Below are 24,352 nucleotides of genomic sequence, written 5' to 3'. Positions count from 1 at the left end.
TGTCAGTGTTGTTTGTAAGCTTAAGGCGAAGCACACCGAAGACGTAGGTTGAGTTTTATCCAATTTACAGGCATTTTCATGAATCTAGCAGTTAAAGAGTTTAATACCATGAGTACAGATTTTCACTTGCAGTCTATCCTTGTTATTGATGATGACCTAGAACTTACAGAAATGCTTTCTACGTACTTATCGGGCATGGGGTATCAGGTGCAAGTGCGTAATGATGGCCAAGAGGGATTATCAGAAGCGGTGTCTGGACGTCATTACGACCTGATATTGCTTGATGTGATGATGCCTAAAATGGATGGGTTTGACGTATTGAAAAAGCTTCGAGCAAGCCACAGTACGCCAGTGCTTATGCTTACCGCGAGAGGCGATGACTACGACCGCATTCTAGGCCTTGAGATGGGAGCCGATGACTATCTACCTAAGCCCTTTAACCACAGGGAGCTCGTTGCGCGTATAAAGGCTATAGTGCGACGTCATAATTTATCATCAACGGGCGGAGCCGCTGAACAAGACTTGTTCGTCAACGGTATCATTTTAAGCCCAAGCAGTCAGCTAGCGAAAGTAGATGATGTCGAGCTAACGCTCACAACAACCGAATTTTTAATTCTGCGCCTGTTAATGCTCAATGCTGCTCAGCGAGTAACGAAAGAAGAGATAAGCTTAAAGATACTGGGTAAGCCATTACAAGCTTTTGATAGAAGTATTGATATGCACGTGAGTAACTTGCGCAAGAAAATCGGTGCAGTGGCCAGAGATGAAAAAATTAAGACCATCAGAGGTGTAGGGTATATGTTAATTGTTGGAAGCCATTGATGGTAAAACTGTTACGCAGTATAAGCCCAACGCGGGCCATTATGGGCCGATTGTTTCTTTGGTTTTGGGCCACATTCATTGTAACTGCCTTATTGGCTATATGGGGCAGCCGCCTTTTCTTTGAAGACCTGGAAATTGTACCCATAAAGCCACGTGAAGTTGCTGCTCTTAATCAAGTGGTGGAGCGCATACAAGAGGATCGTTTCCAAGATGCACCATTACGCGGAGCGCTAGAACGCCATTCTCGTGAACGGAGAGCTAGAATGGTGGCTATCGATATTAGTGATAACCGTATTATACCAGCCGGTGGTCCTCCGCTTCGTAATGAAGATAGGGATGATTTACTTCGATTAGTAAATCAAACGTCACCCATAGCAGTAAAGCGCGGGGCGTTTAAAATACTAGGGCCAGTTTTCTTCGAACGGAACAATACGCGATTTGCGCTTTTTTCAGTGAGACTCGAAATACCTGATAAGCAAACACCTCCAATTTTACTGTTTCTTACTATCGCGTTGATTACTACAATAGTGTTGAGTTGGCTGTTTGCAAAGTCATTGACTAACCCCATTCTGCGCATCCAAAGCTCAGCGAAACGCATAGCAAGCGGTGACTGGCAAGCGCGAGTAGGCAGAGCCGCTAAACGACAGGACGAGCTAGGGCAGCTTTCTCGTGACTTTAATAAAATGGCTGAGCAATTAGAGTCTATGTGGGCAGCACAAAAGCGCTTATTAGCCGATGTATCTCACGAACTTCGTTCCCCCTTGGCCCGTTTACAAATGGCACTCGGGCTCGCTCATCAACAAAACGTAGACCCTGAAACCCTTTCTCGAGTTGAACGAGAGGCTAACCGCATGGAAGCACTGGTGGGCCAGTTGCTTACACTAAGCCGTGCAGAAGCTGGTGAAGCGACAATGGAAAAACAAATGCTTTCGCTAGTGCTCAACGATGTCTTTACTGATGCGAATTTTGAGGCAGCTAATAAAAACAAGCAGCTGAAAATTGATGAAATTCCCAAAAAGTTTGTCGTTGTTGACAGTATGATGATTTGCCGCGCTGTGGAAAATGTTCTGCGTAACGCCATACGACATAGTGAGTTCTTAACGCATATATCCTTTAGCGAAGATGCTAAACAATGGTGCATTCATATTACCGATGACGGAGATGGCCTGACAGATGAAGAATGCGAACGTATATTTTCACCTTTTTACCGAGCTACGCTTGCCAGAGAGCGAGAGTCAGGAGGTGTTGGGCTAGGTTTATCCATTGCAAAAGCGGCGGTTGAGTTGCATCATGGGCGAATTATAGCTGAACCTGTTGAGCGCGGTGGGCTGCGAGTAACTCTGTCATTCCCAAAGTAATAACCTTTGCTTTGCCTGTAGTATGTAGCTTCACAACGAGCGCAAATTGACCGTTATAGGGTATTTATGAACTGGACGTTCACGTCGGAAGAGAATTTAGCCAGCACCTTTGCCACTCACATTAACCCGTTTTGGCAGGAGAGTGTTATTGAAAGCCACTTCACTGGCAAAGATGACATTAAAGTACGTTATGCCTACTGTATTCCTGAAACGCCTCGAGCAACCATCGTTATTTGTTCTGGTCGTATAGAGTCTTACTTAAAATACAAAGAATTTGTTTACGACCTCTATCAAAATGGCTTTGCCGTTTTTATTCTTGATCACCGAGGGCAAGGCCTGTCAGACAGAATGACACGGGATCCCCAACACGGTTATGTTGCGGATTTCGTTGACTATGTAGACGATTTCGTTGCCTTCGTTGAGTCTATCGTCAAGCCTATGCAACAAGGCCCTTTGTTGTTAGTTTGCCATTCAATGGGCGGCGCTATTGGTGCGCTTACGCTATTGCGTTTACCCAATTTGTTTTCTAAAGCCGTATTGGCATCCCCCATGTTCGGTATTAAACCTTCATTGCCCAATTGGTTGGCAAACGGTTTAATTCGCACTGGTCTTGCGGTGAATAGAATGAAAAAAGCCGATGCAGGCTACTTCTTTGGGCAAACCCCGTATATCGCGTTTCCTTTTTCTTTGAATAAGCTTACCCATAGTAAAACCCGTTATGCGTTGTTTCGCGAGCTTTATGATGAAGAGCAGAATATCCAGCTTGGTGGGGTAACTACTGAGTGGTTGGCCGCAGCCCATCAGGCCATGAATAGGATTGAAAATAGTGCGGGGGCAATCACTACCCCAGCACTAGTATTAAGCGCTGACGACGACGCCATAATAGATAATAAGCGCCAACGGCGGGTGGCACACCTGATGCCAAATGCGGAGCTTGAAATTATACCAAGGGCTTACCATGAATTATTTACCGAGTCAGACGACATTCGCGAGCGCTCTCTTTCTCGAATTCTAGACTTCTTGACTGCTGAATAGTTGATAGATAAAGGCCTATCAAGGATGGCATAATGCGCTCTCGTTGGTGCAAGCTACCTAGCATGAACATCTGTATCAAGACACCCACGTGTCATTGATTTGCCCTCACTCGTGTTAAAAAGCGTTAGTGGAGGTGATGAGTTGCTGTGTTTCGTTATAGAATAAATCGGTTATTAATAGTGAAGGTAGTTTAAAAGAACATGCTTGATGTCGTACTTTATCAGCCAGAGATCCCGCCTAATACGGGAAATATTATCCGCCTATGTGCAAACAGTGGGTTCACACTACACCTAATCGAGCCCTTAGGTTTTGAGTGGGACGACAAGCGAGTACGACGTGCAGGTTTAGATTATCATGAATTTGCTCACGTTAAGCGCCATGCAAACTTAGAAGCCTACCTTGAAGATGCAAAACCGAAGCGAGTATTCGCCTGTACAACAAAAGGCAAAGCGTTTCATAGTGATGTATCTTATAAAAAAGGCGATGCACTCATATTTGGCCCTGAAACCCGCGGCTTACCGGACGATTACATTCAATCGCTACCTCCAGAGCAGCGCGTTCGCATTCCTATGCTGCCTGACAGCCGCAGTATGAATTTGTCTAATGCGGTGTCTGTGTTTGTTTATGAAAGCTGGCGCCAATTGGGCTACGACGGTGCCCGATAGTAGAAGGTACGTAAAAGCAGTCTGAAAACATCCATTTGAAAGAAGCCCTGTAGCATCAGGGCTTTTTTATGTCCTATGTAAAGATGGCGTAAAGCGCACCAGAGTCAGTTTTCGTTCAGTTTCACTCATTAATATAGCCTTCGAACAGTCACAAATAAGTTAGGAGTAGCATTATGAAACGTATAGCATTAAGTATCATTACGGGCGTTTGTTTAATAATGGCAGGTCAGGCTAGCGCACACTCAGGCCATCACTCTTACGGTAAAAGAGGGGTGAACGAAACGGTAACTGTTGTCACGCAGCCTGCTCGCTCTATAGTTGACGTAACAATTAGCGTACCTGAAATTGGACTATTCATTAATGTGTTACCACGTGCCCATAGGGTAGAGGTTATCGACAATCATCGTTTTTACGTTGCGAATAACCGTTATTATCGCAAATATGGAAATCGTTATGTGGTAGTAGATTCACCCTATAAAAACGTAAAAAAAGCTAAACGTTATAAACGAAATCAGCATAGCTACCAAGGTAACAAGAAAGTTGTTGTAGTGAGGGAAGGGCGATAGATATTTAGTCTGAATGACCAGGCCGTTAGCAGGAAGTAAAACGAAGCGTAATGAGATTACGCTTCGTTTTTCAAATCTCGACCAAGCAGGGCTAAGGCAGCTTCTTTCGGTGACTTACCATGATAGAGCACAGCGTATATCTGTTCGCAAATAGGCATTTCTACACCCACCTTCTTAGATAATACATGCACTTCTTCTGTATTGCGGTAACCTTCAACAACCTGACCAATTTCTTCAATGGCAACATCTACACTCTTTCCTTGGCCCAATGCCAAGCCGAAGCGTCGATTACGCGACTGGTTGTCAGTACAGGTTAATACTAAATCGCCAAGGCCAGCCATACCCATAAAGGTTTCTGGGTTAGCACCCAGCTTAACGCCTAAACGAGTTAGTTCTGCCAAGCCCCGGGTAATTAACGCCGTACGTGCGTTAGCACCAAACCCAAGGCCGTCGGCTAAGCCCGCACCAATAGCGATAACGTTTTTAACCGCACCACCTAGTTGAACACCGGTAAAGTCGGAGTTTTTATAAACCCGGAACGACTTTGCGCAATGTAATTTGGCCGCAAACTCGTCACTTAAGGTATCGTCGGTAGAAGACAGTGAAATAGCAGTAGGTAAGCCTGCAACCATTTCTTTAGCAAAAGTAGGCCCAGATAAAACAGCTAAGGGATAATCAGTCCCTAGGATTTCTTCCGCCACATCGCGAAGCAAACGACCAGTCTTAGGTTCAAGCCCCTTGGTAGCCCAAATAATGCGTTGATGTGGTTTAAGCAAAGGCTTTAAGCTTTGAAGCATTGCCGCAAATGCATGGCTAGGCACAACCACCAAAATGTCTTGGCTGGCAGCTACCACTTTTTCTAAGTTGGCATTAACAACCAGTGAATCGGGAAAGGTTGCGCCAGGAAGATAACGGCTGTTCTCTCGGCTCGATTCCATTTCAGCAATGTGCTTTTCATCACGACCCCAAAGTAGCGTAGGGTTGCCATTTCTGGCAAGACAAAAAGCAAGGGCGGTGCCATACGACCCCGCCCCCAATACTGAAACAGATACTGAAACCGACTCAGAAACCGAATTCGACTTCATTTTCACCTGCTTCATGTTCACCTAATTAGGCGTCCATTTTTGGCGCTTCACCTTGCGCTTGCTGTGCACGTTTTTGCACGTAAGCCGCAAAGATAGCGTCAAAGTTAACAGGCGCAAGGTTAAGTGGAGGGAAGGTACCACGGTTAACCAAGTTAGAAATAGTTTCACGCGCATATGGGAAAAGCATATTCGGACAGAATGAGCCTAGCGTGTGGGCTTTGTTTTGGTCTGGCATTTCGCCAATAGCAAAAATACCTGCCTGTTGTACTTCGCAAAGAAATGCTGTTTCTTCACCTAGTGTTGCTGTCACGGTAACTGAAAGTACAACTTCAAATACGTTTTCTTCTAGCTTGTTGGTGCTAGTGTCGATGTCTAATTTAATTTCCGGTTTCCACTCTTTAGTGAAAATAGCTGGTGCGTTTGGAGATTCAAAAGAAATGTCTTTTGTATAGATACGCTGAATATTGAACTGAGCACCTTGTTGCGCTTGTGCGCCTGCTGCTTCACCGGGATTTGTCTGATTTTCGTCAGCCATGGTATTTCCTATTTAATTGTCGTTTTAATTTAATGTAGTGCGTTGCTGTATGCGCTGACGCTTACGCTAAACCCAGCATAGGGTTTAGTTTGCTTTGTGCTTCTAAAGCCATCATATCGTCACAGCCACCAACGTGCTGATCGTCAATGAAAATTTGTGGAACAGTCCAGCCGCCATTAGCGCGCTCAATCATTTCGTCGCGTAGTTCAGGCTTAACATCTATTGGGTATTCAATAAATTCTACACCTTTTTGCGTTAACAGTGCTTTTGCACGGTGGCAGTAGGGGCAATGACCCTTGGTGTAAAGTTCTACTTTGCTCATAAAGGTTACCTATTATTTAGAAACGGGAAGGCTGGCACTTTGCCACGCATTCATTCCGCCTTTTAATACATTCACATTCGCGAAGCCTTCTTTAAGCATCGCATTGGCTGTACCACGAGCCTGATTACCCATAGCGCATACTACGATAATGGGTTTGTCTTTGCTGTTTTCAAGTTTCTTAAAGTTCTTCTCACGCACTTCTTCAGGTTTAATTTGTCTGGCACCTAAAATGTGGCCAGCTTTAAACTCTTTTGCAGGTCGCGTGTCTAACACTATTGCATCATTTTTATTAATTAAAAGCGTTGCTTCGTGTGTACTTAACTCTTTTACTGAAGATGTCCATGCACTGATATAGCTAAATATCAACATGGCAATCAGCGCAACCCAAATACCAGCAAGAATAATATTGTTGCTAGCAAATTCTATTAGTTGATCCATTACCTCTAACCCTGTCTACAGACCATGAAAAGAGTGCAAAGTATATAGAAAAATGGGCGAGAAACCAGCTTACCTTTCAGTTAGCTAAGAGACAGTCACCATGTCTCGATCGTAAATACTTTAGATGATTGATATTACGGATAAATTGCACTGGGCATATGGGAAGCCGTCAGATACACTAGATGTTGTTAGTAATAGTAGTGGTGAAATACAGCTGGTCTGGCAGTTAACCATCATTTAAAAAGCAGAGGTTATAAGCGCACGTTATGTTTTTACGTTCATTTCTTTCAATCATTGGGTTTATGGTTGCCCTGGCTATCGTGCCGATTGGAAGCGATGCTGTAGCGCAGGATAATGGCGCTAATGTGCAAAAAGAAAAGCTTGCTAAACTGCAGGTTGAGTTACGCGCACGACAGCAAGTGCTTGAAAATAATAAAGCGAGCGCACAAGAGCTAAAAGACGTACTGAAGGCTTCAGAGCTTGAGATAGCAAAAGTAGCGAAAGCGTTATCTACCACCGAACAAGCGCTAAAAAGCGTTAAGCAAGAAGAGGCCAAGCTTGAAGAAGAACAAGGCGCACTCAAAGTTGCTATTCGCAAACAACAATCTTTATTGGCTAGTCAGCTCAAAAGTGCATTCATGGCAGGTCACTATGACTACGCTAAAATGTTATTTTATCAAGATGATGCGCGTACTTTTGAACGTGTCATTACCTATTACCAGTACGTAGCAAAAGCCCGCCAAAAAGAAATTGAGAGTTTTAGAAGTAATGTCGCAAGGCTGGAAGAAGTTACCGCCGAACTCAGTGAAAAAGCATTGTCCCTCGCTAAGCTCAAAGATGAGCAAGAAGGCCAACGGGCAGTACTTATCACCAGGCAAGCCGATCGCAAAGCAACGCTCAAGAAAATAAATAAAACCATTGCTTCGGAAAATCAGCGTATTGCTTCATTACAAGCAGATGAGAAAGCGCTTAGAGGTGCTATTGAAGCAGCGCGTATTGCTGCTGAACGTGCCGCTCGTGCTGCTGAGTTCAGCATGAATGGGCTTGCCAAACGAAAGGGTAAGCTTCCCGCGCCAGTGAAAGGCAGAATACGTAATTTATTCGGTAGTCGCCGCCAAGGACAGGTATCTTGGAAAGGTATTGTAATAGATGGTGCTGAGGGCGACCCCGTTAACAGCATTGCGCCTGGTCGAGTTTTGTACGCCGATTGGCTGCGAGGGTTTGGTTTAGTCGCTATTATCGATCATGGCGAGGGCTATATGAGCGTCTACGGTCACAATCAAGCATTGCTTAAACAAGCTGGTGATGATGTAAGGCAAGGTGAGCGTATTGCCCTAGTGGGCCGAAGTGGCGGTCAGGAATATCCTAACCTCTACTTTGAAATTCGCCACAAAGGCAAAGCGCTAAATCCAAAATCCTGGCTGGATTAAATCGTTAACGCCACAATAATTTCTAAGCAGTGACTTCAAACGTCGCTGTATCTGGTAAAGGGCGTTGCGGTTTACCTTCACCTAAGCCAGCCAGTTCCCCAATTTGCGTAGCATCGAAACCTGCACTACTAAGCGCACTTTCTAGTGCCTTGCTTGGCTCTATGCCTTCACTTTTCAATTGCTCTACAATAGATGTCGCGTTGTCACTGGTTAATGAGTCAGCGTCGTATTGCTCTAAAATCGATTCCAAAGTCTGAGTTTGCTCATCAGTAAGTGATGTTTGCTGCCCCTTTGGTGGCGGTGGTGGAGTACTTGGTCTTAGTTGTTGTGCTGCTGAAGAATCATTAATACCTGAAATCATAGTGAAACCTTATTTGCTAGGTGGTCGTTAACCATAAAATATCGACCTCTCACTGATTTTTTTAGTGCGTAGCACTAGATTTACGCAACATTTACCTCCCTTTACGAAAGTTGTTTATGATCTACCTGTAATAAGGCAGTAATAAAAGCCTTAGTTTTGTTGAAAGTGCGTTTGTTGTTGGTATGCTTAACGTTAAAGTGAATACATTCACACAGTGCGCTTAATAATAATGATGAAAAACGGATGTGATCTAGATGCTTTTGCGTCTGCTAATGCCTTGTATAATCTTTGTTTTATGCGGGCTAATTAGCCCTAAAGTAAACGCAAAGTCAGACATAATAATAATATTAGATGACCTGGGATACAGGCCGTCCGATGTCGCTGCTTTCTCTCTCCCTAAAGAAATCACGTTCTCCATACTTCCACAAACTCCATTGGCATCTGAAATTGCGCACCGCGCTGAGCAAGAGGGCAGAGCGGTTATGCTTCATATGCCCATGCAAGCCCAAAACGGTAAAAACATGGGGCCGCTCGGGTTAACCACAGATATGTTTGCAGGCGCTATTACTTACAATTTGCGCAAAGCGATGAAAAGTGTGCCAAACGCGGTAGGCGTAAATAACCACATGGGAAGTGCATTTACCGGTCAGCAAGAAGGAATGGAAGCACTGTTAAAAGAGGTGAAGCGCCAGGGCCTGTTCTTTGTAGACAGCAGAACCACTGTGCTAACTAAAGGTGAAGAAATTGCGCAGCGCTTAGGTGTGCCTAGCGCAAGCAGACAGGTATTTCTGGACCATAAATTAGAGCCAGCGTTCTTACTAAAGCAGTTTAACCAAATGAAGCGGATCGCTAAAAAGAATGGGCACGTTGTAGTGATTGGTCACCCTCACCCAGAAACTGTCAGTTTTTTAAATACGCATTTACCCGCCCTTGAAAAAGAGGGTTTTACTCTTACTTCCGTAGCTGACTATTTTTCACACGCACCTAAAGTGGCTAAACAGTTTGGTAAAGAACGGAATCAAACTGCTCAACTCACTCGTTTAGATGTAAAGAAAATCGGCTCTGAAATAAGTGAACAGAATACTTTTGTTAGTAGTGGCTTTGTGCAGAGTACTTTGTCCAAAGAGAGTACCTTTTCCAAAGAGATGACTGAACGCTCGGCTACAGCGCCAAACGAGTAATATCTTCGTCTTTTTTCTTACTTAATTAGTCTATTTTAATCTCGATAAGATCAAAATTTAATGTGGTGAACGTTTCTCATTTTCGTGAGTCTGTTATAATATAACGTCTCTGGCGAATAATTCGCGTATATATTTTCAAGCACGGTGGTAATTAGAGTAATGACTCCAATTGACGAGAATCCAACAAAACTAGACAAACTTGGCATTTGGGTGTCGAGCTTGTGTGCGCTGCATTGCCTTGCGCTTCCTGTTTTGGTGCCTCTGTTACCGCTTATCGGTTCTAGCTTTTTTGCGCAAGTATGGTTTGAAAGAACTATTCTAACGTTCTCACTGATTGTTGGGGCGGTAGCCTTGATCAGTGGTGCCATTCGCTACCACGGTAAATACTACCCGCTTGCACTACTGTTTACTGGTGGCGCAATCTATTGGTATAAAGATATTTTAGGGCATCATTACGAGCCGTTTACTATCGCGGTAGGTGCGGGGCTGATTGTAGCTGGCCACTGGATTAATATGCGCTTGTGTAGACAGTGCAAGTGCTGCAAAGATACAGTGTTTTCGGACCACTTATCTACTGAATTTAAGTAGTTAGAAAAATAGAGTCTTTAAGAAACGAGCCAATGGCTCGTTTTTTTTTATCTGGTGAAATTATTAGAATATAAGCACTGTAAAACGCGCTACCTAATCAGATAGCGTATTAAGAGCTACATCTGGCAGGTTAGTGAATATGCCGGTTACCCCCCACTCTTTAAGCATTAGCATATCTCTAGGTTCGTCTACCGTATAAACGAATACATCAAAACCTTCCTGCAATGCCGTTTGCACAAACTGCTTATCAACGGCGTCTAGCGCGATATTTACCGAATAAGCGCTAAGGGCCCGCGCGCTGGCCGTGCAGTCTAGTTCGTAGCTTGCGGTTAAAGCGCCAATTTTTACTTCAGGCCAAAGACGTGCAATCGCTTTAAGCCAGTGATGGTTGAATGAAGATATAAGTAGCTTGTCAGCACTAATGTTACTTTGCTTCACCGCCGCTTTAACGTCATTTACCCAGCTATCGACATCGTGTAAGTACTTAATTTCAATGTTGCACCACTTACTACCTGGAACGCATTTAAGCGTTTCGTAAAGAGAAGGGATGCGCTCTCCATCACCAATGTTCATTTCTTTGAGAGACTGCCACGGCGTATCTAATAAATAACCTGTCTCGCGGGCTCTGCGTGTAAGGGTTCTATCGTGAAAAACAATAATGCCACTTTCGTGTTGGTAAGTATCAAACTCAATGCCGTCAGCATCTTGCTCGAAAGCCAGTTTAAACGCTTTCACGGTATTTTCTGGTGCCGCTTTACTGGCGCCTCGGTGGGCAAAAATTAGCATCTACATTCCCTTCTCAATTCTCAGAACGAACGTTACTTATCGTTCGCGCTGTGTAACTTATGCGTGTTGAGCGTTTCATAGACTGACGCCGACGTTATAAGAATGCCGCCTAGCAGTGCGCTTAAACCGGGCTTTTCGTTGAGTAAAATGATGGCAAGAAAAACACCGTACAGCGGCTGCATACAGGCAATAAGTGAAAAAGTCTTTGCCCGCAAGTGGCGCAGACTCGCCGCAATAAGGGCGTGGGGAAGCGCGGTAAATACAGTGCCTAAAAGTAACAGCATTAGCCAAGAGTTCGTTGATGCCGAGGCTATTTCTGCACTGCCTATTGGCAGCATCAATACACTGATAACTAAGGTTTGCCATGCCATAGCTTGCGCACCGCTGTAGTGTTTAAAATGCTTTCGATGAATCAGGTTTCTAAACGAATACAAAATGGCAGAAGCAATACCGATGAGCACCCCAAGGGTAATGTCATTTTCCAATGAGGTTTCAGGCACAATTAAATAAACACCAATGACTACCGTTAACGTAGATACAATGTCCTGCCACACCAGCCTAACACGTTCGAAAAAAGGTTCGATAAGCACTGTAATGACAGGAAAGGTAAATAGCGCAATCATGCCCACAGATACGCCGGCATATTGCATTGCAGCAAAGTAGGTCACCCAGTGTAGCGCCATCAAAATCCCTAGACCAAGAGCAACGCCGTAATCCTTTCTGGAATTTAGCTTTATTTTACTCCCGGTCAGTTTTAAAAATGCTAACAGGGCGATGCAAGCAAATACCGAGCGTACCAGAGTAATATCACTAGCACTAAGTGGTACAAGCCTTGAGAAAAGGGCTGTACCACCTAATAAAATAACAGTGAGGTGAAGCGAAATCAGGCTTTTTTTAACAGCATCCATAAATTAGCTGTCAGCGCCCTCAGATGGTGTTCCCTTTCTAGTCTCGACCACGTCGTTATCGAGCTCATCTTTAGTTTGAGCCACAGTTTCGCTAGCCTGCTCAGTTGAGTCAACTTCTTGTGAAGACATTTTTAAAGCCATAGGCTCACCTAGGCGCGTAACCATACCCGGCGCAATGTCTTCAAAGTTAATCATGTCTTTTTCAAAACATACCACAATGGTCGAACCTAGCTTAAAGCGGCCAAGCTCTGCACCCTTTTCAAGAAAAACCGCAGCTTCTGTGTCTTTTTCATATGACCAGTGCTGAACGTTTTTACCTGCAGGAGGCGTAACTGTTCCCGCCCAAACGGTTTCAATGCTTGCAACAATAGTTGCGCCTACTAGCACCATCGCCATTTTGCCCACAGGCGTATCAAACAGTGCCACAACACGTTCGTTACGTGCGAAAAGCCCCGGAATATTTTGTGCGGTAAGTGGGTTTACTGAAAACAGTTCGCCTGGCACATACAGCATGTCAGTTAGGGTGCCCTCAACGGGCATATGGATTCTGTGATAATCGCGAGGTGCAAGATAAATGGTAGCAAATTTACCATCTTTAAATGGCGCTGCGACGTCGGGCTTTCCGCCTAACAGCGTAGTTAAGCTAAAATCATGACCTTTAGCCTGAAAAATACTGTCGCTATGAATGTCGCCAAACTGACTTACCGTGCCGTCAACGGCGTGGATTAGTACGTCATTGTTTTCGTCAATGGTTCGCGCTTCAGGTTTGAGTGGGCGCGTGAAAAACTTATTGAAGCTTCGGTAATGTTCGGGGTTTTCATGCAAAGCTTCAGTCATATCAACATTATATTGCTTGATAAACAGCTTGATGAAAAAGGTGGTCACGCTACCCATTTCCGCTTCTGCAAGTTTACCCACAAAGCGTGAAAGCAGGTGCTTTGGTGTAACGTATTGTAAATTAACTTTAAGCCAATCTAACACAAAATATCTCCGTTTCTTTTATGCAAACAATAACGCATTGCATAGATAGCGCTATTGTATAGTAAGTCGTAGTATTAAGAGCAACTTTAGGGTTATGAGTGCTTACACAAAAGCATAAGCACATGGTTCACACAACCAAAGATTTACACCGGTTTTGAATAACTAGTAGATGCAAAAAAAGGGGGCTACTTTTTATTCGCTCAATCATCTTAATGCTTTAGTCGGGAGATAGTCCTAACGTAAAGCTTATGCCCCTGGTGGCTGACTATGGCTGGGGCGCTGCTCTTCCATGGTCGTCAAAATTCTATGGTAGCTGTCGAAGCGTTCAGCGCTAATTTTTCCTTCTTCAACAGCTTCTCTTAATATGCAGCCGGGGTCATTTAAGTGCTTGCAGTCTCTGAATTTGCAGCCGCCCAAATAATCTCTGAACTCAATAAAGCCCCATGTAATTCGCTCGGTAGGTATGTGCCACAGCCCAAATTCACGTACCCCTGGAGAATCAATTAAATCGCCCCCAGCCGGTAAGTGAAGCAGCTTAGCCGCGGTGGTTGTATGCTGACCAAGCCCTGAGTTATCTGAAATGTCACCCGTTAACTCATCGGCGTCTGGCAGTACTTGGTTAATAAGGCTCGATTTACCAACGCCCGACTGCCCTACGAAAACGCTGATATTATCGTTAAGGTATTCATTAAGTGTGTTGATCCCTTCGCTAGTTTTGCAGCTGGTGAAAAGTACTTCGTAGCCCAGTTTTTCGTAGGTTTTAAGCTGCTCCGTAACGTTTGCGCGTTCTTCATCGCTAAGCAACTCAACTTTGTTAAGCACAATAAGTGGAGTAATACCGATATCTTCACAAGCCACTAAATAGCGGTCGATAATATTCAGTGAAAGAGAGGGCAATATTGAACTAACCACAATGATACGGTCGATATTTGCCGCAATGGGTTTAATGCCATCGTAATAATCGGGGCGGGTAAGTACAGAATGCCTGTCTTTTACTATTTCAATAACACCCCTTACACCCGACTCAGCGTCATCCCCTTTGCTGAAAAACACCTTGTCGCCACACACTACAGAGTCGACCGTACGGCGAATATGGCAGCGGGAAACTTCGCCATTGCTATCTTCAACATCGGCATGTTTGCCGAAGCGGCCAATTACAGTACCGCTCTCTAACGCGCTTTCGTCCAGACTCGAAGCATCTTTAGCGCCGTGCTTTTCACGCAAGCGTTTGCTTCTGTTCGCTGCAACTTGTCGTTTCTGTCGTTGTGTAAGTTTTGGTTTTTTCGCCACGATTCTTTTCTAGTTTCACGTATACTATGTCAATAATACCGTTTGTAGGGCATGGTTGCCATGTCTGTAGCGCAAAGAGGAAAGTAATGAGTAAACACGACAGTAACCTTGTTTGGATAGACATGGAAATGACAGGGTTAGATCCTGAAACCTGCGTAGTAATGGAAATTGCCACCATAGTTACCGATGCGCAGCTTAATATTTTGGCTGAAGGCCCTGTAATTGCGGTACATCAAAGCGATGATGTGTTAAACAATATGGACGAGTGGTGCACACGAGTTCACGGGGAAAGTGGATTAACTGCGCGCTGCCGAGAAAGTAAAGTAAGCGTAGAAGAGGCGTCTGCACAAACCATCGCCTTTTTAGAGCAGTGGGTAGATGCAGGCAAATCACCATTGTGTGGAAACACCATTGGGCAAGACAGACGGTTTATGGTGAAGTACATGCCAGAGCTTGAAGATTACTTTCACTACAGAAATGTTGATGTAAGCACAATAAAAGAGCTAACGCGCCGCTGGAAGCCTGAAATCTTAGATGGTTTCGAAAAAAAAGGGGTGCACTTAGCGCTAGATGATATTCGCGAGTCTATTGAAGAAATGCGCTATTATCGAGAGAAAGTGTTTACGATTTAAGCATTCAGACGTCGAGGTGCAAAAAAAGTAGAATTAAAGGTTGCGTTACCCCAAAATTTTTGTAAAATGCGCACCACTTCAAACGAAGTACCTCTTTTGTTGCGGGAATAGCTCAGTTGGTAGAGCACGACCTTGCCAAGGTCGGGGTCGCGAGTTCGAATCTCGTTTCCCGCTCCAAATTTAAAAAGCTGATAGTAGTCTTTACTTTCAGTGGGCGTGAAAAACGCGACCCCTAGTGGGCCCGCGACCGAGTGTCGGCCAGTTGGCAAATCTCGTTTCCCGCTCTAAATTCACTTACCATAGGTAAGTATCTATAAGATGCAAAGCATCGACTCTATGCGGGAATAGCTCAGTTGGTAGAGCACGACCTTGCCAAGGTCGGGGTCGCGAGTTCGAATCTCGTTTCCCGCTCCAAATTTTTACACTTCTATTTTTGTAACAGACTTCGATTACCGTATCAATGCGACCCTTTGAAGGGCCCGCGACCGAGTGTCGGCCAGTTGACGAATCTCGTTTCCCGCTCCAAATTTTAAAACCTCACGAAAATATAAACATTTGCAGATGTATTGATGCGACCCCTTGATGGGCCCGCGACCGAGTGTCGGCCAGTTGGCAAATCTCGTTTCCCGCTCCAAATTTTTACACTTCTATTTTTGTAACAGCCTTCGATTACCGTATCAATGCGACCCTTTGAAGGGCCCGCGACATAGTCTCGGCCATTGCTTCACAACGAGATCAAATCTGTTTCCCGCTCCAGACTTTTTTTCAGTATTCATATCCCATAATCGCAGTTAATTTGTAAGTGAAAGCTATCTGAACTTTCTGCTTTGTTAATGCTCAACTACTAGGTGCTTTTATGGATGGGTGCATTAATGGTAGAGCCAAGGATTGATAGATATGAGCTTGAGAGGAGCTGCTTCGCTCAAGTGGGCCTGCCTAAGGCCTCTACGCTTCGTGCGCTTTTACTTTCATTTGGTATCAATGGTGGATTGTTACTAGCATTGGCATTTACCACAGATAACAAACCTGTTCGTCAGCAACGTTTGTTTCCGCTTTTGTTAAAGGCAGTTTTATTGCAGCCACCAACTATTCCCAGAAAGGTCGAGAGTAAGCCAAAATTAGTCAATGAGACTAATACCGGTTTAGAGGTTGGTGTTGGCATAAAAGAGGCAAAAGTGAGGGAAAGCATCCCAATCGCTAGTAGAGAGAAAAATGAACCTGAAGCGCCACAAGCACCTTTGGAAAAAGAAATGTCACCACAACCTAACGTAAAGACAAACGATGTTAGGCTGAGAGTCCAAGATGCGACACAAAACTATATTCATCGTTTGAACGCAAAACGTTTGAAAGACATCGCTAATCAATCATCTTCAAACAAAGCCCGTTTAAATATGAAAAGAAACCCCAAACTTTCTAATTACTACAATAATGAAAACGAAGATTTTCTCGAAAGCATTGAAATTGTTGTGGATTGCAGCACTTTGAAAGGAAAGTTATTTGGCGCCCTCAGTAAAAATAAGGGCGTAACGATTGAGGATCGCGATTTTCCTACTGTAGCGGGTTACGCACTTAAATCAGTTCAGGGGACGGTGAAGTGTCGAGACCACAATAATTTTCAAATGCACATTGATAAGTATTTAAACAAGCAACAATAGCTGCTATTTTCAAAATTATACCAAAGTATAAGTTTTGCGTTATATCATTCTCCAATACTTGTTTTACCTGCACTTACGCACTGTAATGAATCCTTATTCATCCCTGTGTGCACTCATTTAGTGCGTGGTCTCCTTGAATTCAATCCATTTCTCAATAAATCTAAATTTTATTAGCTTATCTGCACAGTAAATGTGCACTCAGTCGGGTTTAAATAAGCCTATTTGAATATTAAATGGATTTTAATGGGTAAATATGCATAATGCGCCATTTTTAAGCGGTTGATTCGCTAGTTGCTAGCATTTTGGTAGGCACATAGTTTGCTATGTTTTGAATTGTATAGTTTGGTCAATTAAAGACTAAGTAAACCGCATACCTCAAATAAATAAAAAATAACCATTGCTTTTAGACTCCCCAATAAGTGCCAAAAAGAGCGCAGCGGAACAAAAAGTACACCTGGAGAAACACACATGGCTTTTGATTCATCAAAGCGAAACAAGATGACTGTACTTGCGTGTGCAGTAGCATCAGCACTAACTTTAAGTACAACTACGGTAAAGGCTCAGGAAGATGCCGCTGTTGATGAAAAGGATGTTGAAAAAGTAGTTGTTACAGGCTCGCGTATAGCGCGAGACCCTAACCTAGCATCACCTTCACCTGTTCAGGCAATATCAAAAGAAGATATCCAGCTTTCAGGTGAGTTTTCTGTTACCGACGTAATCAACGACATTCCTGCATTGTTCTCATCAACAACAGCTGAAAGCTCTATCGACTCAGCGTTTGCAGACGGTGCGAATATTCTTAACCTGCGTGGTTTAGGTTCAAATCGTACCTTAACGCTAGTAAATGGTCGTCGCCACGTGGGCGGTGTTGCAGGTTCTGCCGCTGTTGATGTAGGTTCAATTCCAGTGAAATTGATTAAATCGGTAGAAGTGCTTACAGGTGGTGCGTCTGCTGTTTATGGTGCCGATGCGGTGACGGGTGTAGTGAACTTCATTCTGCAAGATGATTATGAAGGCTTTGAGTTTGACGTCAATACAGGTATTTCATCTGAAGGCGATGGTGAGCAGATCAGTATGTCTGCGTTGTATGGTGAAAATTTTGACAACGACAGAGGTAACTTCGCAATAAATGTGGAGTACCAAAACGATGAGGGTGTCCGTGTTAGTGAAAGAGATAATGGTTTAATCATTGGCTCTGCTCGCGATTGGACTAACCCCGCTTTGCGATTCCAACAAGGCGATATTGGTGCAAGACACCTAACTTGGCACAGTATTACAATTACGACAACACTGGCCTGTTCAATTTTGGTTTAAGCATTCCATCGCAAGATGCCTTTATTCAAAATTACGTAGATACTTTTGGTACGCAACCGAATTTAACGTCTGAAGAGCTGGCCCTCTTTAACCGTTCAGCTACAGCAAACCCGCGAGCTGTTCTTCCTTATCGTACTTTCCCATTCACTTCAGGTTATGGTTATATCATACCTGGTAACCCTTATACGTTTGAGGGGTTTGATCCTGCGACCAATATCGACCTCAATGGTAACGGTACGCCAGACTGCCTTGATTCGTTCTCTGGATATAACAGCTCGTTTGGTGCAGCATCATTTGGCGCATTAGGCGGTTGTTGGAACGTATTGGAAGATGGCTCTTACAGACCTATTCAAGACGGTTTGGTATCAGGTAACTTTGAAGGCTTTGGTGGTGACTCTTATAACACCATACAACAACAGCGTGGCTATCTAATTACGCCAAACGACAAAATCGCGATAAACGTGTTAGGTCACTATGACCTTAGTGATTCAAGCACGGTGTTTGGTGAGTTTAAGTACGTTGTTCAGACAACAGAAAATGAAAGTCAGCCTTCTTCATACTGGGATCTATTGTTTGGTGCAGCAGATAACCCTTACCTTCCTTCATTCATTCAGCCGTTAGCGAGCGAAATCGGTGGCGTTGCTATTACGACAGACCCTATCGGAATTGGTCAAGGTAAAATCGAAAATGAGCGTAGAACATTACGCGGAGTTATCGGTCTTGAAGGCTTCTTAGAAAACGACTGGCAGTATAGCCTTGCCCTAAATTACGGAAGATTCGAATTTGAGCAAGAAGGCACGGAAAATATTGTTGCAGTAGACCGCTTTTTCTCTGCTATCGACGCTGTTACAGACCCATCAACTGGCGAGGCAACCTGCCGTGTGAATTTGGATGCTGATACTCCTCAGGTTACAACAGCATTCAATATTCCAGTATATGATCCAGGGTATTTCTCGTTTACACCAGGTGACGGCAGCTGTGTACCGCTAAATATTTGGGCGGGTGCAGACGGTATCTCTCAAGAAGCTGTTGATTGGGTAACACAAGACAGTCGCGATAAAACAACGATCGAACAGTTTGTTGTGAGTGGCTCACTTTCTGGTGATTCTTCTGATTATTTTGAGCTTCCTTACGGCCCAGTATTCTTCGCTCTTGGTGGGGAATATAGAAAAGAGAAATCAGAAGCGACCTTCGATAATTGGCAACTAGGTATTATTCCTGAAGGTTCACAATATCAAGCAGGAACTTTTATATCTGAGTACTCATCTAACAATTCATTGGTATTCCAGCCATCTATTAAAACAGCGAATGAAAAAGGTGAATTTGACGTAAGTGAAGTGTTTGTTGAAGTATCAATTCCATTAATTGAAGGCGAGATGCTGGCCGAAGAGCTTACATTAGATTTGGCTGCACGTTACTCTGATTACTCTACTATTGGTGATACGACTACATGGCGTGCAAACCTAATGTATGCGCCTCACGAAGATCTTATGATTCGCTTGTCACAGTCTCAGGCTGTTCGTGCGCCCAACATCACAGAACTTTTCGGTCCTGAGGTAGGTACAACATTCCGTCCTACTGACCCGTGTAATGCTAGCGTGATTGCAGGTATCCGTGGTAATGATCCAGCTGCGGCAGATCAGATACAGGCTAACTGTGTGGCTGACTTCCAGTCAATCGGCTATAACCCGTTTAATGATGCAGGTGAATATGTTTACAGCGATCCTCTATCGGCCGCATTCCCTGGGGTTACCGGGGGTAACGCAGAACTACAGGAAGAAACAGCCGATACAACAACAGTGGGTTTCGTATACCAAGCAAGCTGGTTGGAAGGTTTGTCACTTACGGCTGACTATTGGAGCATTGAGATTGAATCTGCGATCAGCTCTGTAAGCTCTGACGATATCGTTAACGGATGTTATATCGGTGAAACCTTAAACGAAAATTTCTGTTCTTTGTTTACCCGTAACACCGATGAAAACTCACCGCAGTTTGCTGGGCTTAACTTCTTGCGTTCAACCGATGTTAACTTTGCTCGTCTGGAAACGTCAGGGGTAGATTTCAGCGTTGGTTATGACTTTGAAATTGATGATCATACTTTCTTAACAAAGCTTTCAGGTACTAAGGTTAATGAAATTGACCAATACACCAACCCTAACGATTTGAGCGAAGTTAACCCAGAATTAGGTGAAGTCAATCGTCCTGAATGGGCGGGCAACTTTACTGTTACTTGGAAATGGCAGGATCTACAAATTGGTTGGCAAACACAGTACATGGATGAGCAGCTAGTTTCCTTCGTAGAAGTCGAAGCGTATGAGCGTGGTGATTATGACGATTCAGTCGTAATGGATGAGTTTTTCCAACACGACATCAACTTCTCATATGTATTAACTGAAACAGTTAAGATGTATGGAGGTATTAAAAATGTGACTAACGAAGAACCTTTCTTGACGAACTTTGCTTATCCAGCGAGTGCTCGTGGAAGATTTTACTTCGTAGGGTTTGACATGCAGCTTAACTAAGCGCTTATTCGCATAGCAAAAAGCAGCTCAATTGAGCTGCTTTTTTGTTTTTGTAATAAACCTTGTTGCAACCTCAGCTAGTAACGATTATGTTACTATGCATAAACTGGTCTAACCAGCGAGGCGTGCGCTAAACAATAGGTTGATCATAGAGCAACGCGTTAGTGTACTGATTCTTCACCTAAGAGGTTTAACCTCGTACATATTTAGCGCGAGTAACTATGTCAAAGAACTACGTACTTAATACCTATAACAAATTTCTAAAATTGCCCTTTGGTAAAAAGCTGTTTAGCTGGTACTCAGCACGCAGGGCCCCTTACTTCTCAACCGTCACTCCACTTATTACAGACATTAAACCCAACTACTGTGAAGTGCTCATTAAAAAGCGTAAAGGGGTAGAAAATCACATTGGTACGGTTCACGTTATCGCTATTTGTAACGGTTTAGAAATGGCCATGGGCTTTATGTGCGAAGCATCAATTCCTAAAAACCTTAGATGGATCCCTAAGGGCATGGAAGTGAAATATCCGGCGAAAGCAGACTCTGACATTCGCTGTGTCGCAGAAGTGCCAGCAGATGCATGGAAGCCTGGTGATCTACCCATTTCAGTTAAGGCGTACAACGGTGAAGGGACAGTAGTTGTAGATGGCACTATTACGGTTTGGGTTAGTGAAAAACGCTAAACTATGTCTTGTTATTTTGAGGTCGCTTTTGCGACCTTTTTTATGTCTGCTCTACAAAGCAATATTAAGTTTTTACGACACGTCTATTTCTAATTGACAGCATTCAAAAACCCATCTAAGAATAACCTTGTAAGCGGTTAAGACGCTAAATCGTCAGTCTATTTCATTCAACAATAATTGTTGCAAATCTGTCTAGATGTTCAGTTTAGATACTCGCGATGAAAGAGGTTAAGATGTCTGTAATCACGAAAGAACAAGTTACCAGAAAGCCCTTCGCAGATAAGAAGAACTATCCCTACGGCTTCGCGCGTTCCGGGGATTTTTCAATTAACGAGAGTAAGTTGTTGCAAGCATACGGAAACTTGTTTGCCGCTTTGGTTGACGGGAAAATCACACCAGAAAATGATGAAGAGCAAGCCTATTTGGAGTCGGCGCTTGGGCATCGTGAACCCGCTACGCCTCAGGAAAAAGCGTGGTTGAAATACCAAGCAAGAATTAATAGACCAAAAACCGCTAGTATTTATGGCTCTAAGCGGCCAACTGCAGAAGAGATTGACGATGATGAGGATATAGGCGATAACAGTGATATAGATATCAGTCTCGATGATTAAGGTTATGCCTTTGGCACGAACAGTAGACAAAGGCTCATTCATCTTGCTCTCCATTTTTATTCTTTGTTCTGTTAATTTTGTGTAAATAAATATCCTATTTTTTGTCAAATCCGCACTTGCGCCGAAATACTTATCCTAATTATTGCGAATATTGGGATATATATCTCACTTTTGCGCAATTTGGTGTTTTATCTTCCTATTACCTTAGATATAGTCGGGGCATCGTCAACGTACGCTGACAAACCCCCCAACCCATTACAGGAGAAAGCACTGTGAAAATGATGTCGGGCGCAGCCATGGTGGTTGAAGCGCTAAAAGATGTAGGAGTGACACACGTGTTCGGTTACCCAGGCGGTGCCGTACTAGACATTTATGATGCGTTATTTGCGCAAGATGATGTCAAACACGTCCTCGTACGTCATGAACAGGCAGCCGCCCATATGGCGGATGGTTATGCACGTTCAACTGGCAAAACCGGCACAGTGCTCGTCACATCAGGCCCTGGCGCAACTAATACTATTACAGGTATTGCTACTGCGTACATGGACTCTATCCCGATGGTAATCTTATCGGGACAGGTGCCTTCGAAGCACATTGGTGAAGACGCATTCCAAGAAACTGACATGGTAGGGTGCTCGCGTCCTATCGTTAAGCACAGCTTTTTGGTTAAGCGCGCGGTAGACATTCCAGAAGCGATTGCTAAAGCCTATTACATTGCAAACACAGGTCGTCCTGGCCCTGTGGTTGTAGATTTACCAAAAGATATTGTGAACGTAGCGGAAGAACACCCTTATGTGTATCCAACTGACGTTACCATGCGTTCTTATAACCCGACAGAAAAGGGCCATCCCAAGCAGGTTAAGAAAGCGGTTGAGTCGCTACTTAAAGCTGAACGCCCTGTATTATATGTTGGTGGCGGAGCAGTAGCTTGCGACGCGTCGGCAAAAGTTATTGAATTAGCAGAGAAGTTAAATGCGCCGGTAACCTGTACCCTTATGGGCTTAGGTGCTATGCCGGGCACACATAAGCAGTTTGTCGGTATGCTAGGTATGCACGGTACGCTTGAAGCGAACAAAACAATGCATAACGCCGATTGTATTATTGCGTTAGGCGCACGTTTTGATGACCGTGTTACCAATAATGTAGATAAATTCTGCCCTCATGCAGATATTATCCACGTAGATATCGACCCTGCTTCAATTTCTAAAACCGTAAATGCGCATATTCCTGTGGTAGGTTCGGTAGACAAAGTACTCGATCAAATATTGAGTCAGGTGAATAAGAAAGATTTATCTGCTCAAAGCGATAAGCTTGCCGATTGGTGGCAGCAAATTGAAACCTGGCGTTCTCGTGAGTGCTTGAACTACGCGCAAAGTGAAGAAGTCATTAAACCTCAGCGTGTTATCGAGGCGCTTTATAAACACACAGACGGTAAAGCGTATGTAAGTTCTGACGTAGGTCAGCATCAAATGTTCGCTGCACTTTACTACCCTTATGATAAACCACGTCAGTGGATAAACTCTGGTGGTCTAGGCACCATGGGCTTTGGCTTACCAGCTGCAATGGGCGTTCAATTTGCGCACCCAAGCTCAACCTCTGTGGTAGTAACCGGCGATGGCAGTATTCAAATGAATATTCAAGAGCTATCTACCTGTTTGCAATATAATTTGCCGATTAAGATTATCTCGTTGAATAACCGTGCTTTAGGTATGGTTCGTCAATGGCAGGATATGATTTATAAAGGGCGTCACTCACACTCGTATATGGATTCCATGCCTGATTTTGTGAAGTTGGCAGAAGCGTACGGACACGTGGGCATTAAAGTAGACAAGCTTGACGAACTAGACGCAGCAATGGAGAAATGTTTCAGCTACACAGATCGCTTAGTGTTTATGGACATAGCAGTAGACCAAAATGAACACGTATATCCAATGCAAATTAAGTTTGGCGCAATGGATGACATGCGCTTAAGCAAGACGGAGCGAACCTGATGAAACGTATTATCTCAGTATTAATGGAAAATGCACCAGGCGCACTTTCTCGTATCGTAGGTGTATTTTCACAGCGCGGTTATAATGTAGATTCACTATGTGTGGCACCCACCGATGACGCGAGCCTTTCCCGCCTAACTATTATTACTCACGGCGACGACAAGGTTATCGAACAAATCACTAAGCAAGTGAATAAGCTTATTGATGTGCTAAAAGTAGTGGACCTAACGGAAGGTACACACATCGAGCGTGAGCTTATGCTTATTAAAGTGGCAACACGCACCGAGTCGGTAAGGGCTGAAGTTAAACGTAATTCAGATATCTTTCGAGCGCGTATTGTTGATGTAAACGTAAACAACTACACCATAGAAATTACCGGTACATCAGATAAGCTAGATGCTTTTGCCGATACAATGGGGCAGTGTGCAGAGATTATCGAGTCTTCTCGTACCGGTGTTTGTGGTCTTGCTAGAGGTGATAGAGCGCTTCGTCCTTAAACCTTTTCACAAGCCTAAAAAGTAAAACCAATAAGGCTGTCATTTTGACAGCCTTATTTTTTGACCATGACCTAGATATAGAACTCGCTTTATATT

The 24,352-nt window shown here is 43.9% G+C and carries 25 protein-coding genes and 2 tRNA genes; 18 read left to right on the top strand and 9 right to left on the bottom strand.

Features of this window, described 5'->3' with window-relative positions:
* Nucleotides 1-78 precede the first annotated feature (78 nt).
* From KL866_RS12830 to KL866_RS12810, 5 genes are all read left to right on the top strand, one after another.
* Nucleotides 79-822: a response regulator transcription factor gene (locus tag KL866_RS12830; protein WP_025256771.1), complete on the top strand. Its 744-nt coding sequence runs from the start codon at nt 79-81 to the stop codon at nt 820-822.
* A complete protein-coding gene (locus KL866_RS12825; protein WP_214995318.1) occupies nt 822-2,180 on the top strand; it encodes an ATP-binding protein in 1,359 nt (452 codons plus the stop codon). Before KL866_RS12830 ends, KL866_RS12825 begins: the two co-directional genes overlap by 1 nt.
* Before the next feature lie 66 nt (nt 2,181-2,246).
* Nucleotides 2,247-3,215, top strand: a complete 969-nt coding sequence (locus tag KL866_RS12820) for an alpha/beta fold hydrolase (protein ID WP_214995317.1) — start codon at nt 2,247-2,249, stop codon at nt 3,213-3,215.
* Nucleotides 3,216-3,415: 200 nt separating this feature from the next.
* Nucleotides 3,416-3,880, top strand: a complete 465-nt coding sequence (gene trmL, locus KL866_RS12815) for a tRNA (uridine(34)/cytosine(34)/5-carboxymethylaminomethyluridine(34)-2'-O)-methyltransferase TrmL (protein WP_025256768.1) — start codon at nt 3,416-3,418, stop codon at nt 3,878-3,880.
* A gap of 173 nt (nt 3,881-4,053) precedes the next feature.
* Nucleotides 4,054-4,446: a hypothetical protein gene (locus tag KL866_RS12810; protein WP_025256767.1), complete on the top strand. Its 393-nt coding sequence runs from the start codon at nt 4,054-4,056 to the stop codon at nt 4,444-4,446.
* 56 nt (nt 4,447-4,502) lie between these two features.
* On the opposite strand, the gene gpsA is transcribed toward KL866_RS12810, so the two are convergent.
* The 4 genes from gpsA to KL866_RS12790 all read right to left on the bottom strand — a co-directional run bounded on the left by gpsA (nt 4,503) and on the right by KL866_RS12790 (nt 6,826).
* A complete protein-coding gene (gene gpsA, locus KL866_RS12805) occupies nt 4,503-5,546 on the bottom strand; it encodes an NAD(P)H-dependent glycerol-3-phosphate dehydrogenase (protein ID WP_051511246.1) in 1,044 nt (347 codons plus the stop codon).
* Between the two features lie 10 nt (nt 5,547-5,556).
* Nucleotides 5,557-6,066, bottom strand: coding sequence for a protein-export chaperone SecB (gene secB, locus KL866_RS12800; RefSeq protein WP_025256765.1), 510 nt, complete (start codon nt 6,064-6,066; stop codon nt 5,557-5,559).
* Between the two features lie 61 nt (nt 6,067-6,127).
* Nucleotides 6,128-6,388 carry a glutaredoxin 3 gene (grxC, locus tag KL866_RS12795; RefSeq protein WP_014948069.1) on the bottom strand — a complete coding sequence of 87 codons (261 nt, stop codon included), beginning with the start codon at nt 6,386-6,388 and terminating at the stop codon, nt 6,128-6,130.
* A gap of 12 nt (nt 6,389-6,400) precedes the next feature.
* A complete protein-coding gene (locus tag KL866_RS12790) occupies nt 6,401-6,826 on the bottom strand; it encodes a rhodanese-like domain-containing protein (protein WP_025256764.1) in 426 nt (141 codons plus the stop codon).
* Between the two features lie 266 nt (nt 6,827-7,092).
* Between KL866_RS12790 and KL866_RS12785 the strand changes: the two genes are divergently transcribed.
* Entirely contained in the window at nt 7,093-8,256 is a 1,164-nt protein-coding gene (locus tag KL866_RS12785) for a murein hydrolase activator EnvC (protein WP_214995315.1), read from the top strand.
* 22 nt (nt 8,257-8,278) lie between these two features.
* Here the strand turns inward: KL866_RS12785 and KL866_RS12780 are convergent, their stop codons facing one another.
* Nucleotides 8,279-8,617 (bottom strand): hypothetical protein, encoded by a 339-nt coding sequence (locus KL866_RS12780; protein ID WP_025256762.1) that lies wholly within the window; start codon nt 8,615-8,617, stop codon nt 8,279-8,281.
* A gap of 254 nt (nt 8,618-8,871) precedes the next feature.
* On the opposite strand from KL866_RS12780, the gene KL866_RS12775 reads away from it, so the two are divergent.
* Together KL866_RS12775 and KL866_RS12770 are read left to right on the top strand one after the other, a co-directional pair.
* On the top strand, nt 8,872-9,798 hold the full coding sequence (locus KL866_RS12775) for a divergent polysaccharide deacetylase family protein (RefSeq protein ID WP_214995313.1): 927 nt from the start codon (nt 8,872-8,874) through the stop codon (nt 9,796-9,798).
* A 159-nt stretch (nt 9,799-9,957) separates the two neighbouring features.
* A complete protein-coding gene (locus tag KL866_RS12770; RefSeq protein WP_214995311.1) occupies nt 9,958-10,386 on the top strand; it encodes a MerC domain-containing protein in 429 nt (142 codons plus the stop codon).
* 93 nt (nt 10,387-10,479) lie between these two features.
* Here the strand turns inward: KL866_RS12770 and KL866_RS12765 are convergent, their stop codons facing one another.
* From KL866_RS12765 to rsgA, 4 genes are all read right to left on the bottom strand, one after another.
* Nucleotides 10,480-11,172 carry a glycerophosphodiester phosphodiesterase gene (locus KL866_RS12765; protein WP_214995309.1) on the bottom strand — a complete coding sequence of 231 codons (693 nt, stop codon included), beginning with the start codon at nt 11,170-11,172 and terminating at the stop codon, nt 10,480-10,482.
* A gap of 32 nt (nt 11,173-11,204) precedes the next feature.
* Nucleotides 11,205-12,080, bottom strand: coding sequence for a DMT family transporter (locus tag KL866_RS12760; RefSeq protein ID WP_025256758.1), 876 nt, complete (start codon nt 12,078-12,080; stop codon nt 11,205-11,207).
* 3 nt (nt 12,081-12,083) lie between these two features.
* A complete protein-coding gene (gene asd, locus KL866_RS12755; RefSeq protein ID WP_025256757.1) occupies nt 12,084-13,061 on the bottom strand; it encodes an archaetidylserine decarboxylase in 978 nt (325 codons plus the stop codon).
* 246 nt (nt 13,062-13,307) lie between these two features.
* Complete coding sequence (rsgA, locus tag KL866_RS12750; protein ID WP_025256756.1) at nt 13,308-14,351, bottom strand: small ribosomal subunit biogenesis GTPase RsgA; 1,044 nt, start codon at nt 14,349-14,351, stop codon at nt 13,308-13,310.
* 86 nt (nt 14,352-14,437) lie between these two features.
* On the opposite strand from rsgA, the gene orn reads away from it, so the two are divergent.
* The 10 genes from orn to ilvN all read left to right on the top strand — a co-directional run bounded on the left by orn (nt 14,438) and on the right by ilvN (nt 24,256).
* Nucleotides 14,438-14,983 (top strand): oligoribonuclease, encoded by a 546-nt coding sequence (orn, locus tag KL866_RS12745; RefSeq protein ID WP_214995308.1) that lies wholly within the window; start codon nt 14,438-14,440, stop codon nt 14,981-14,983.
* Nucleotides 14,984-15,084: 101 nt separating this feature from the next.
* Nucleotides 15,085-15,160 (top strand) — tRNA-Gly (locus tag KL866_RS12740).
* 161 nt (nt 15,161-15,321) lie between these two features.
* A tRNA-Gly gene (locus KL866_RS12735) sits at nt 15,322-15,397 on the top strand.
* Nucleotides 15,398-15,843: 446 nt separating this feature from the next.
* Nucleotides 15,844-16,638: a hypothetical protein gene (locus KL866_RS12730; RefSeq protein WP_214995306.1), complete on the top strand. Its 795-nt coding sequence runs from the start codon at nt 15,844-15,846 to the stop codon at nt 16,636-16,638.
* Nucleotides 16,639-17,106: 468 nt separating this feature from the next.
* The gene (locus tag KL866_RS20300; RefSeq protein ID WP_251140022.1) at nt 17,107-17,952 is read left to right on the top strand and encodes a TonB-dependent siderophore receptor; all 846 of its coding nucleotides are present in this window, start codon (nt 17,107-17,109) and stop codon (nt 17,950-17,952) included.
* On the top strand, nt 17,901-20,474 hold the full coding sequence (locus KL866_RS12725; protein ID WP_251140021.1) for a TonB-dependent receptor domain-containing protein: 2,574 nt from the start codon (nt 17,901-17,903) through the stop codon (nt 20,472-20,474). The genes KL866_RS20300 and KL866_RS12725 overlap by 52 nt, the downstream gene beginning before the upstream one ends.
* Before the next feature lie 221 nt (nt 20,475-20,695).
* Nucleotides 20,696-21,157 (top strand): hotdog fold domain-containing protein, encoded by a 462-nt coding sequence (locus KL866_RS12720; protein WP_025256752.1) that lies wholly within the window; start codon nt 20,696-20,698, stop codon nt 21,155-21,157.
* Between the two features lie 233 nt (nt 21,158-21,390).
* Nucleotides 21,391-21,768 carry a DUF413 domain-containing protein gene (maoP, locus tag KL866_RS12715; RefSeq protein WP_025256751.1) on the top strand — a complete coding sequence of 126 codons (378 nt, stop codon included), beginning with the start codon at nt 21,391-21,393 and terminating at the stop codon, nt 21,766-21,768.
* A gap of 272 nt (nt 21,769-22,040) precedes the next feature.
* The gene (locus KL866_RS12710) at nt 22,041-23,759 is read left to right on the top strand and encodes an acetolactate synthase 3 large subunit (protein WP_025256750.1); all 1,719 of its coding nucleotides are present in this window, start codon (nt 22,041-22,043) and stop codon (nt 23,757-23,759) included.
* A complete protein-coding gene (ilvN, locus tag KL866_RS12705; RefSeq protein ID WP_025256749.1) occupies nt 23,759-24,256 on the top strand; it encodes an acetolactate synthase small subunit in 498 nt (165 codons plus the stop codon). Before KL866_RS12710 ends, ilvN begins: the two co-directional genes overlap by 1 nt.
* Nucleotides 24,257-24,352: the final 96 nt, after the last annotated feature.

The sequence above is a fragment of the Alteromonas sp. ALT199 genome, assembly GCF_018619335.1.
Classification (GTDB): Bacteria; Pseudomonadota; Gammaproteobacteria; order Enterobacterales; family Alteromonadaceae; genus Alteromonas.
This window is presented reverse-complemented; position numbering and strand designations above follow the sequence as displayed.

What these genes read in the sequence shown, in the direction of transcription:
- gpsA (WP_051511246.1), bottom strand. Translation starts at nt 5,546, where the DNA reads ATGAAGCAGGTGAAAATGAAGTCGAATTCGGTTTCTGAGTCGGTTTCA.
- KL866_RS12785 (WP_214995315.1), top strand. Translation starts at nt 7,093, where the DNA reads ATGTTTTTACGTTCATTTCTTTCAATCATTGGGTTTATGGTTGCCCTG.
- KL866_RS12730 (WP_214995306.1), top strand. Translation starts at nt 15,844, where the DNA reads ATGGGTGCATTAATGGTAGAGCCAAGGATTGATAGATATGAGCTTGAG.
- KL866_RS12830 (WP_025256771.1), top strand. Translation starts at nt 79, where the DNA reads ATGAATCTAGCAGTTAAAGAGTTTAATACCATGAGTACAGATTTTCAC.
- KL866_RS12780 (WP_025256762.1), bottom strand. Translation starts at nt 8,617, where the DNA reads ATGATTTCAGGTATTAATGATTCTTCAGCAGCACAACAACTAAGACCA.
- trmL (WP_025256768.1), top strand. Translation starts at nt 3,416, where the DNA reads ATGCTTGATGTCGTACTTTATCAGCCAGAGATCCCGCCTAATACGGGA.
- grxC (WP_014948069.1), bottom strand. Translation starts at nt 6,388, where the DNA reads ATGAGCAAAGTAGAACTTTACACCAAGGGTCATTGCCCCTACTGCCAC.
- orn (WP_214995308.1), top strand. Translation starts at nt 14,438, where the DNA reads ATGAGTAAACACGACAGTAACCTTGTTTGGATAGACATGGAAATGACA.
- KL866_RS12765 (WP_214995309.1), bottom strand. Translation starts at nt 11,172, where the DNA reads ATGCTAATTTTTGCCCACCGAGGCGCCAGTAAAGCGGCACCAGAAAAT.
- KL866_RS12820 (WP_214995317.1), top strand. Translation starts at nt 2,247, where the DNA reads ATGAACTGGACGTTCACGTCGGAAGAGAATTTAGCCAGCACCTTTGCC.
- secB (WP_025256765.1), bottom strand. Translation starts at nt 6,066, where the DNA reads ATGGCTGACGAAAATCAGACAAATCCCGGTGAAGCAGCAGGCGCACAA.
- KL866_RS12790 (WP_025256764.1), bottom strand. Translation starts at nt 6,826, where the DNA reads ATGGATCAACTAATAGAATTTGCTAGCAACAATATTATTCTTGCTGGT.
- KL866_RS12770 (WP_214995311.1), top strand. Translation starts at nt 9,958, where the DNA reads ATGACTCCAATTGACGAGAATCCAACAAAACTAGACAAACTTGGCATT.
- ilvN (WP_025256749.1), top strand. Translation starts at nt 23,759, where the DNA reads ATGAAACGTATTATCTCAGTATTAATGGAAAATGCACCAGGCGCACTT.
- KL866_RS12720 (WP_025256752.1), top strand. Translation starts at nt 20,696, where the DNA reads ATGTCAAAGAACTACGTACTTAATACCTATAACAAATTTCTAAAATTG.
- KL866_RS12825 (WP_214995318.1), top strand. Translation starts at nt 822, where the DNA reads ATGGTAAAACTGTTACGCAGTATAAGCCCAACGCGGGCCATTATGGGC.
- KL866_RS12775 (WP_214995313.1), top strand. Translation starts at nt 8,872, where the DNA reads ATGCTTTTGCGTCTGCTAATGCCTTGTATAATCTTTGTTTTATGCGGG.
- KL866_RS20300 (WP_251140022.1), top strand. Translation starts at nt 17,107, where the DNA reads ATGGCTTTTGATTCATCAAAGCGAAACAAGATGACTGTACTTGCGTGT.
- KL866_RS12760 (WP_025256758.1), bottom strand. Translation starts at nt 12,080, where the DNA reads ATGGATGCTGTTAAAAAAAGCCTGATTTCGCTTCACCTCACTGTTATT.
- maoP (WP_025256751.1), top strand. Translation starts at nt 21,391, where the DNA reads ATGTCTGTAATCACGAAAGAACAAGTTACCAGAAAGCCCTTCGCAGAT.
- KL866_RS12810 (WP_025256767.1), top strand. Translation starts at nt 4,054, where the DNA reads ATGAAACGTATAGCATTAAGTATCATTACGGGCGTTTGTTTAATAATG.